Here is a 10862-nt window from a genome sequence, read left to right on the forward strand (position 1 = left end):
GAGTAATATGGGGTAAKTGTTAACTATATCGAACAAAGGGTGTATAAGATGGATAAATATCAAATTGCATTATTAGCTAATGTCCGCAAGCAGCTGCAAGAGTGGACCGATCAAAATGAAGAAATACCTCATGAAGAAGTGTACCGCTTTTTGCATTCAATTTCTGGAACGTCTGCAACCATTGGACTGAATTATTTAGGAGATCGTTCCCGCGAGTTAATGGAAGCTGTTGAAAAAAATCAGAAAAAAACCTGGGGTTACTCGGAGTTGAATACATTTTTATTAGATATTATTAAAATTTGTTATCAAGATGAAATTCAATCCGTAGAAGACATAAATAAACCGATAGAAATTAGTGAACAAACAGCGAATGTTTTACTTGTGGATGATGATCTTTCAATGCTGATGTATTTAAAAGAACAGTTTGAAAAACAAGGGTGGTACGTATTAGCAACTGCCTCTAAAGAAAAAGCCATTACGGCTTTTTACGAATTAAAGCCGGATTGTTTTGTTGTTGATGTACATATGAAAGACTGTACAGGGTTTGACATTCTTTCATTTTTACGTGATAAAACAAAGCAACTGTTCGTCCCCATTGTCATGATGAGCGTTGATAATCAAAGAGAGACGCGTTTGAAGGCTTTTAAATTAGGGGCCGATGATTTTTTTGTTAAACCTCTCGATATGGAAGAAAGTCTACTTCGAATTGGTCACCATATTGAACGAAAGCAGATGTTTAACTCCTATTTAATGTTTGATGAATTAACAGGAGCCTATAACCGAACGTATTTAAAAGAAATCTACAGTCAGCAGCTATCAAGCTACGACCGCTTAAAAGATCCTTTTTGTTTAGCGATTTTAGATTTAGATTTCTTTAAGAGAATAAATGATCGATATGGACATCTTATGGGAGACCGTGTGCTGCAAGCATTTGTAGAGTATATGAAGCATGAAATTCGTCCAACAGATCACATTTTTAGATATGGAGGCGAAGAATTTATTCTTTTACTGCCAAAAACCAATATAAAAGAGGCAGAAACAGTATTAAATAGACTGTTGGATTTCTTTGTGGAAAAAGTGTTCACACATCAAAGCAATTCGTTTTATTGCAGCTTTTCCGGCGGAGTTGTAGAAGTTCATAACACTGAATGGCCGTTAGAAAAAGCTCTTCATCAAGCTGATGAGGCATTATATATAGCGAAGGAATCAGGACGTCAAAAAATTGTAGCTTCTTCTCAAAGCAAGCTGGTTAAAAAGCGAACGCTTCGTATGGCTATTATTGATGATGATTCTATCATTCGAACAATGCTGAAAGAGCTTTTAAGTAAGATTGATGTAGGAGATCGCTATGAAGTGAAAATAGAAGTGTTCAAAGATGGCATTGAATTTTTTGAGTCTCAATGGATTCATTCTAGCGATCAGTACTTTGTTATTTTAGACGGAATGATGCCTAAAATGGATGGCTTAGAAGTGCTGCAAAAATTAAGACAGAATAAACGTCACGATCAGTATACGGTTATTATGCTTACATCAAGAAACAGCGAACAAGATATTCAAAGAGCATTAGAACTTGGGGCAGACGATTACATGACAAAGCCATTTAAGTTAATGGAGCTTGAAGCGCGCGTGCGTCATTTAATGAAGAAGGTGAAATAAATGGCGATGTCAATTCAAGTGGTATATGTCTTATTTGGCGGATTGCTATTGCTTTTAGTCTGTTTTCTGAGTTATTTACTTATTCAAAAAGCGCGTTTAAACGCTTTTCGAGCAAAAGTAGAATTCTATAAAGATAGTATGAAAGAATCTCTTTTTATTTATTTATACAGAAAAGATGAAGAACATCGGTTAGAGCCTAAAAATAGAATAGAGCTGGCGGGTGTAGAGGAACTATTGAGCGGTTTTTCTGCAGCTGTACAAGGCGATGAAATTCTAAATAACATCACGCTCTATGCGGAGAAGGTTTTTACACCCAAATATAAAAAAGAGCTGCATCATTCTAGATGGAGTGTCAGAATGAATGCCCTTTATGCTATTGAAGATTTTGGTCTAACTACGCTAACAGACCAATTAGTAGAAATGTATGAGAAAAAAAATAGTACAGCGGCTGAAAAAAATCAAATTTTAAAAATTTTAGTTAAGCTGAACCGCCCTGAGTTTGTTGTGTACATGACAAACGCTTCTAGACCGCTGTCTGAATTTATGTACCGCTCTTTGTTTGGAACTATGAACAGTGAGCAGTTTCAGCAATTTATTAATAAATTTGAAAATCTACAAGAAGAAATTCAGCTGCCTCTTATCGATATGATCGGTATCAATCATAAGTTAGAGTATATAGATTTCTTAAAAATGCACATGAAAAGTTCATCAGAAGAACTGCGAATTCGTTCATTGAAATCACTTAATGCTTTATCTTTTCCATTAAGAATAGAGGAGCTCACGAACCATCTTCAGTCAGGTATTTGGCAAGAAAGAATGATGGCTACAAAACTAATAGGCAAAACGAGAGATGAGAAGGKATTGTCACTTCTTGAGCAGTCGCTAAAAGATTCTCATTTTCTTGTGCGTTCGAATGCTGCTCAGTCAATGATGAAAATCCCAACAGGTAAAGAATACTTAGTTCAAGTATACAAAACGACTGATGACAAGTTTTCGAAAGATATGGCAGCAGAATGGCTTGAAAAAGGAGGAGTTACGGTTGTGGAATAGTGTTTGGCATCTTTTATTGTCCATTTGCGGATGGGCTGTATTTGCTTATATGATTTTTGTGCTTTGTTTTTATTTTATGATGTTTATCATCTCTGCTTTTCAACTACGAAAGCAATATCAATTAAATGATGAAGAACCTTATGAAGATTTGCTTGCGGTTAGCTATACAACACCGTTATCTATATTAGTTCCCGCTTATAACGAATCTGTCGGGATTATTGGAAGCGTGCGTTCGCTGCTTGGAATTGAATATCCGGAATATGAAGTAATTGTAGTAAACGACGGATCTTCAGATGATACGTTAGAAAAGCTAATCGAGGAGTTTTCTCTTGTGAAAATGAATCGAGTTGTGAGAAAGCAAGTAGAGACGAAAGAAGTAAAAGCTGTATATCGTTCTAAATTATACGATTATTTATATGTAGTCGATAAACAAAATGGGGGAAAATCAGATGCATTAAATGCAGGAATTAATTTATCCAACTATCCTTATTTTTGTTCGATCGATGGCGATTCAGTGTTAGAAAGAGATGCTTTTTTAAAAGTTATGAAGCCAATTATTGATTCAGACGGAGAAGTAATTGCTTCAGGGGGAAGTATTCGAATTGCAAATGGATGTAAAATCGAAAACGGTGCGGTCGTATCGATTGGACTTGATACACAGCCGCTTGTTGTGATGCAGATTATTGAATATTTACGTGCATTTCTTATGGGACGCATTGGTCTCAGTCGCCATAATTTATTGCTTATTGTGTCAGGAGCATTTGGCGTATTTTCTAAACGCTGGGTGATTGAAGCTGGGGGTTATTCTCACACGGTCGGCGAAGACATGGAGCTTGTTGTTCGCCTGCACCGACTGATTAAACAGAAAAAAACCAACAATCAAATTGTTTATATTCCAGATCCCGTATGCTGGACAGAAGCACCCGATGAAATCAAATATTTGCGAAGACAGCGGAACCGCTGGCACCGCGGTTTATTTGATAGTCTTTGGAAGCATAAAGAGATGCTGTTTAATCCGAAATACGGAAGCATCGGAATGATTTCTATGCCTTATTTTGTGTTTATTGAACTAATCGGACCGGTCATGGAAATGTTAGGCTATTTGTTTATTGTTATTTCTCTAGTTGTAGGCGGGATTTATGTAGAATTTGCTTATTTGCTTTTTCTTTTAATGGTTGTATATGGTTCTCTTTATTCAATGGCGGCCGTTTTGCTAGAAGAGTGGAGCCTTCGTAAATATCCAAAAGTATCCGATATTGCTAAGCTATTTGTCTTTTCCCTGACTGAATCCTTTTGGTATCGCCCTCTAACTGTTATATGGCGCTGTCATGGATTGTTGGATGTTATTCCCAATAAAAAAGGCTGGGGAGACATGCAGCGAAAAGGAGTTTCACAATGAAAAAATGGTTATTAATCGGCGGCATTATTTTGGTTATGGCGATAACGGCTTCTCCATTTCTTATTTGGCAGCTAAAGAAACCAACTGATTTGAATATGCTTGTTATTGATAAAACAGTGCMAGATCAAACGTTTCGAGAGCATCAAGGCTTAATGTGGATGCTGAATCAAGCGAAAGTACGCAAAGACGGGAAGCCTTATGAAATCTCAAAAGATTATGCAGGGTTTTACCCAAAAGGAGATAAAACATACAGCATTAAATCTCTGCCAAAAACAAACTCTGCAGATATGATTTATATCACCGACACGTATGGTGTATACAAAGAAGATTTAGGCGTAAAAGCTAAAAGAGGAGATCGCTCTCAATTGGTGTATGGCGGCATGACTTCTGAAGACGTGAGCTACGTTAAGAAAGCGCTGAATGGACGTACAAACACGCTGATTGGAGAGTTTAATACATTTGGAAGCCCTACTTCTTTAGACGTTCGCAAAGAACTGTATGAATTGTACAATGTTACGTGGTCTGGCTGGATTGGTCGCTACTTTGAGGAATTCGGCAGTGAAGAAGTTCCTGCTTGGGTGAAAAGTGCTTACAAAAAGCAGTACAACAAAGAGTGGAGCCTTACAGGAAAAGGCTTATTATTCGTTAATGAATCCAATAAGCTCGTTATTATAACGGAAAAAGAATTAAAAGAAAATCCAGTATGGTTTCGATATACAAAACAAGGAAATAAAACATTAAATTTACAGGATGAATCTGCTTATCAATATTGGTTTGACGTAATTACACCCCAGCAAAAAAGTGATGTGCAGGCTCAGTTTGTCTTTCACTTGGATTCTGAAGGAAAAAACAAGCTAAAGGAAAATGGTATCCCTTTGTCCATACCAGCAGTCGTTCATCATAATAAAGAGCAATATGATACCTATTACTTTGCAGGAGATTTTGCAGATCAAGGAGAAGTACCTTCCATTTATCAAACCTCTTTTTACCCGGTGTGGAAGAAATGGACAGAGAAAATCGGAAAAGAAGATGAGTCTTCTTTTTACTGGACTGTTTATCTGCCTCTTATGAATAAGATCATAGATCAACAGCAAAATGAATCTCAGCCTGCTTCTGTTACTTTTAATGAAAATATGGAAATCTATGAAGATGCTGACCGTAAAGTAGCAGGGAAAGTAGGAAAAGATTATTTGCAAGTTTATCAAAATGGCAAGTGGCAAGATTTGCTGATTAAAGGAGTAAATATGGGCATTAGTAAGCCAGGATATTTCCCCGGTGAGACTGCTATTTCAAAAGAAGAATATTTGCGCTGGTTTAAAGAAATTGGAAAGATGAATGCAAACTCAATCCGCGTATACACCATTCATCCTCCCGCCTTTTATGAAGCGCTTGCTGAGTATAATCAAAAAGCCAAAGAACCCATTTATCTTTTTCATGGAGTATGGGTGAATGAAGAAGTTTTCTATGATTCGCAAGATGCTTTTGCAAAGGAAAATACAAAAGAATTTGAAGCTGAGATGAAAAGGATTGTAAACGTTATTCATGGAAATGCAACACTGCCAAAACGGACGGGACATGCAAGCGGAGCGTATACAGCAGACGTTTCTCCTTATGTTTTGGGCTGGATTATAGGAGTTGAATGGGATCCCACGGTAGCTCTTTCGACAAATGAAAAACATAAAGGAATGAAAGATTTTAAAGGGCAGTACATCTATACCGAAAAAGGCAACCCTTTTGAAATTTGGCTTGCTCAGCTTATGGAAAAAACAATTTCCTATGAGCAGGATAAATATGATTGGCAGCGGCCTATGAGCTTTACAAACTGGGTGACGACGGATTTGCTTACTCATCCATATGAGCCTTCTGAAGACGAAGATAAAGTGTCCGTTAATCCTAATTTAATTCACACAACTAAAAAATTTGAGCCGGGCTTATTTGCCTCTTATCATATTTATCCGTACTATCCTGATTTCTTAAACTATGAACCTCGTTATCTCGCTTATCGAGATCATCGAGGAGAGAAAAATAACTACGCAGGCTATTTGCAAAATATGAAAGAAGTTCATCATATGCCCGTTCTTGTTGCTGAATTTGGCATTCCGGCTTCGCGAGGACTCACCCATAGAAACGTATACGGGTGGGATCAAGGCTTTCACACGGAACAAGAACAAGGAAAGATTCTGTCACGCTTATACGAAGACATTGTCGAAGAAAAAATGGCTGGCGGTATGGTCTTTACATGGCAAGATGAATGGTTTAAGCGAACGTGGAATACGATGGAGTACGACAATCCGAACCGCAGGCCATTTTGGACGAATTTGCAAACGGGAGAGCAGCATTTTGGACTGCTGAGTTTTGATCCAGGAACGAAGCTGAAAGTCAAAGTAGACGGTAAATCAGATGATTGGAAAAAGCTGAACAGCAAGTCCGTATACAAGCCGTCTAAAAAGTTAAAAGCATTGAACATTACAAGTGATGAAGGTTATCTATATCTACACGTGAGTGCAAAAGAACTGGAAAATCAAAAGCTTTATTTCTTGTTTAACACGATTAACAATCAGGGACAGTCAAAGATTCCTCAAATTCCTTCCTTAAAAACAAAAGGAATTGATTTTGTAGCAGAATTAAACGGGAAAGAAGACAGTCATTTATGGATAGACAGCTATTACGATACGTATTATTTTTCATATGCTCATCAGCTTCAAATGATTCCGGCCGTAAAAGGAACCGATACGAAAGACAACGGCATGTTTAATCCAATCAGGCTCGCCCTTAACAAAGAGTTAGCGATTGGAGAAGGGAAAAACAAGAGAACCATTCCTTTTGACGCCTATGAAACTGGGAAGCTCCAAGAAGGAAACAGCGATCCTACCTCTTCATCATTTGATTCGCTAGCAGATTTTAAAGTAAATGAATCAAGTGGAATTGCTGAACTTCGCATTCCTTGGGCGCTTTTAAATGTAAAAGACCCGAGTCAAAAAGAAATAATGGGAGATATTTGGTCCAAAAAAGGATTAGAATCCAGCGAGAAAATAAAAGGGATTCAAGTGGGAGTCGTAGCTGTTAATAAGAAGAGCAATGACGTAGAAGATACGTTTCCGACTCAGAAAAAAGGAGAACTTTTATTAAAAGATTTTTACTTATATAAGTGGAGAAATTGGGAGTATCCAACTTTTCATGAACGAATAAAGCCGTCCTACTTCATATTGCAAAAAACGTATGGACGACTACAAGCGGAGGAATAACAATGGCAAAAATTTTATTAGCAGAAGATGAAGAAGTGCTTCGTATGTTAGTGGTAGATACCCTTGAAGATGAAGGATATGATGTGACGGAAGCAGAAAATGGTGAAGAAGCTTTGGAATTTATTAAAGAACGTGATTTTGACTTAATTATTTTGGATTATATGATGCCCGTGTTCACCGGGCTTGAAGTCATTCAACAGCTGAAAGAAATGAAAGATAAGCGCCATACAAAAGTATTGATGCTTTCAGCTAAGAATCAAGCTGCTGATCAAAGCCGAGTGTTAGAAGCAGGGGCTGCGTATTTTATGTCTAAGCCGTTTAGTCCCCTATTGCTAGCCGAACGTGTCGAGGAAATTTTAGATGAACAATAAACTAAAACGAAAAAGTATCTCAATCCAGTTCATCCTCTTAGCAAGTATCCTTTTACTTGCTTTTGCGGCGGGTTCAACTGTACTTGTTGTACGGCAAAAAGAAATTACAGCTGATTATGCCCAGTACAGGGCACAAGTACGGGAAAAGGCACAGCTGCTATCTACAATTGATAAATCAATGAACAAGGCTTTTTTGCAGGCTCGTGGGTTTATTGCATTTGATTCAGAGGATATGTATAACGAGGCTGCAAGTCAGCAAAAAATTATCGAAGAAAATCTTGATCGACTTTCAGGTCTAGCCGCAGATAGACGTGAGCGTACGTTTGTAAATGAAGCGACGGTGATGCTAAACACGTATTTTAATCAAACGCTTCCTTATTTTAAAGATATTTACGACAAAAAAGGTATTGAAGGAGTCCGCTCTAGTCCTGAGCGGAAGGCTGCTTCTAAATCAATAGAACAAATGCAAAAAGAACTTGATGACTACCAAAAGGAATTAACTAAAGACTTAAATACACAGTACGATGATACGTCGAGTGACATGCAGAAAAGTCAAACGCTCTTTATTTTATTTTTAGCGTTTACAGTGGTCATTTTATTATTGCTTACACGGGTATTGCTAAATAAGTTTGTAAAGCCGCTGAGTCAGCTCGCATATACGGCAAGCGAAATTGCTGCCGGAAAAGAAATGCCTATGACATTTGATGAACATAGAAGAGATGAAATTGGTATGCTATCTCAAGCCTTTTACAAAATGGTATCGACTTTGCAAAATAATGAACAGGAGTTAACGGCTCAAAATGAGGAGCTGATTGCACAGCAAGATGAATTGCACAGTCAGCAAGATGAACTTCAGCACGCGTTAGAATTGACCAAGGAACGAGAAGGGGAGTTAGAATTGCGCAATTTATTTGTGCATGGACTAACAAATTCTCTTCACAAGCAAGAGGTTCTCACGAGTGCTGTCACAAACATGAGCCGGGTGATGAAAGCTGATCACGGGTTTATTATGCTAGCCGATGAAAAGACACATGCTTCATTTGGTCTATCTTCATCAAGTGTTCAACAGATGGTGGCAAATCTTCATAATAATTACGTTGATCATGTGCAAAAGACGAAAAAATGTATGGTAGTAAAAAGAGAGTGTATAGAACATGAGCGCCTATATCATCAGCAAACGTTTTATTTGTATGATGTTATCGTACCGGTGCTCTCTTCACAGGGAGATATGCTAGCCTATATGTTTTACAGCCGCTACGCGGATGAATACACAGAACATGAATTACAGACATTTGAAATACTGGCAAAACAAATTACGATTGCCCTTGAAAAAATTTATATTTACGAAGAGTCTGAGCATGACCGATTGCTTTCTCAAGATATTTTAAATTCGATTCAAGAAGGAATGCAGCTTGTAGATACAAGAGGTACGATTCTACAAGTGAATACGAAGATTAGCGAATTGTTTCAATATGAGCATCAAAGCGGACTTCTTCAGCTCTCTTGCAATCAATGGCTAGATGCTCTTTCTCAAAAAGTCGAAAATATACAGCAGCTGAGACAATACGTTGAAGCCATTTGTAAGGGAGAGCAAGTAGAAAAGTCTTTTGTTTATTACCTGCACACGGAAGGTAAGCGAAAAGTTATAAAAGTTTATAGCGAATACGTATATCGAAACCGTCAGATGTTTGGCGTATTGTTCGTTCATCGGGATATTACGAAAGAATTTGAAGTTGATCAGATGAAGTCGGAATTTGTAAGCACTGTGAGTCACGAACTGCGCACACCTTTAGCAAGTGTATTAGGGTTCACTGAGCTTATGCTAAACAAAACATTAAAAGAAGAAAGACAGAAGAAGTACTTAACTACTATTTATCAGGAAGCACAGCGGTTAACATCTTTAATCAACGATTTTCTGGACGTCCAAAGAATGGAAGCGGGGAAACAAACCTACGATAAAAAGTATCAAGACATTCTGCCGCTTATTAAGCAGGTGATTGAGGTCCAGAAAATACAAACAAGTAAGCACGAATTTGATATGATTTCCGATCAAGAGCATTTTACAGTAATGGGAGATAAAGATAAGCTGCTGCAATTGTTTAATAATGTAATTAGTAATGCAGTGAAATATTCCCCCGATGGAGGGAACGTTACAGTTAAAGTGTATCAAAAGGAACACGCTGTTTATATTGATATTCAAGATGAAGGGATTGGTATACCAAACAAAGCGCTAGGTCAATTGTTTACCAAATTCTACAGAGTAGATAACTCCGATATGCGCAAAATTGGCGGAACAGGTCTAGGATTAGCAATTGTAAAAGAAATTGTAAAAGCTCATGGCGGAGACATTACTGTACAATCGGAATGGAAAAAAGGAACAACATTCACGGTTGTTCTCCCGCTTCTATATGAAGTTCAGTACGATGAAGAGATGATAAATACGAATGATAGCCGTAAAAGCGTAGTGATTGTAGAAGATGATAAAAGTTTAGCGACGCTTTTACAGGTAGAATTAAAAGAAAGCGGCTTTCACGTTCGGTATTTTAACAATGGAGAAGACGCATTAAACTCTATTCATCAGCAAAAGCCTGAAGTGGTTGTTCTAGATATTATGTTAGGAGAAAATAAGTTAGACGGCTGGGATGTTTTAAGACAGCTCAAAGAAAATACAGAGACAGAAAAAATTCCTATTTTAATCTCATCTGCTTTAGACGAAAGAAGCAAAGGGTTAGAGCTTGGAGTGTGTGAGTTTCTGATTAAACCCTATCAGCCTAGTAAATTATCCAAAACGATTCTCCAGCTGCTTTTGAAAAAACAAGAGCACGAAGGAGAAATTATGATTCCATCAGATAAAGAAGAGTAGAAATTTGGTGAGGCTTCGTTATATTTACGGAGCCTCATTAAATGAAAAGAAAATTAGCAAAGTAATATAAAAAAACATTGAAAACGCTCTCAAAATGTGGTTTTATAGAAAGTAGGCATAACATGATGACCTTAGAATTACCTTTTTCCACCTCCTTACATGCGTAAGGAGGCTTTTTTGTATAAATATAGTAAGATAAGATAACAAACCTGATGCAGAATCGTTCATTGAATTTCAGCTAATTAAGAAACTGCTCAAGAAAGTTTGATAGTGAAAGG

General features: G+C 37.4%; 6 protein-coding genes. All 6 read left to right on the forward strand.

All coding sequences use genetic code 11. The annotated features are described in order from the left end of the window. The first annotated feature begins 48 nt into the window (after positions 1-48). Genes AC1DRF_RS10315 through AC1DRF_RS10340 form a run of 6 tightly spaced genes read left to right on the forward strand, consistent with a single transcriptional unit; the run spans position 49 to position 10584 of the window. Positions 49-1656, forward strand: coding sequence for a GGDEF domain-containing response regulator (locus AC1DRF_RS10315; protein ID WP_477740696.1), 1608 nt, complete (start codon positions 49-51; stop codon positions 1654-1656). Continuing rightward, a complete protein-coding gene (locus AC1DRF_RS10320; protein WP_477740697.1) occupies positions 1657-2706 on the forward strand; it encodes a HEAT repeat domain-containing protein in 1050 nt (349 codons plus the stop codon). It abuts the gene before it with no gap. After that, positions 2696-4105, forward strand: a complete 1410-nt coding sequence (locus AC1DRF_RS10325) for a glycosyltransferase family 2 protein (protein WP_477740698.1) — start codon at positions 2696-2698, stop codon at positions 4103-4105. Before AC1DRF_RS10320 ends, AC1DRF_RS10325 begins: the two co-directional genes overlap by 11 nt. Beyond that, on the forward strand, positions 4102-7350 hold the full coding sequence (locus tag AC1DRF_RS10330) for a hypothetical protein (RefSeq protein ID WP_477740699.1): 3249 nt from the start codon (positions 4102-4104) through the stop codon (positions 7348-7350). The genes AC1DRF_RS10325 and AC1DRF_RS10330 overlap by 4 nt, the downstream gene beginning before the upstream one ends. 2 nt (positions 7351-7352) lie before the next feature. Then, a complete protein-coding gene (locus tag AC1DRF_RS10335) occupies positions 7353-7721 on the forward strand; it encodes a response regulator transcription factor (protein WP_427075630.1) in 369 nt (122 codons plus the stop codon). After that, positions 7711-10584 carry an ATP-binding protein gene (locus AC1DRF_RS10340; RefSeq protein WP_427075629.1) on the forward strand — a complete coding sequence of 958 codons (2874 nt, stop codon included), beginning with the start codon at positions 7711-7713 and terminating at the stop codon, positions 10582-10584. The genes AC1DRF_RS10335 and AC1DRF_RS10340 overlap by 11 nt, the downstream gene beginning before the upstream one ends. Positions 10585-10862 lie beyond the last annotated feature (278 nt).

The organism is Priestia sp. P5_B4, assembly GCF_056400385.1.

Coding starts and splice junctions, on each gene's coding strand:
- AC1DRF_RS10315 (WP_477740696.1), top strand. CDS start 49: ATGGATAAATATCAAATTGCATTATTAGCTAATGTCCGCAAGCAGCTG.
- AC1DRF_RS10335 (WP_427075630.1), top strand. CDS start 7,353: ATGGCAAAAATTTTATTAGCAGAAGATGAAGAAGTGCTTCGTATGTTA.
- AC1DRF_RS10340 (WP_427075629.1), top strand. CDS start 7,711: ATGAACAATAAACTAAAACGAAAAAGTATCTCAATCCAGTTCATCCTC.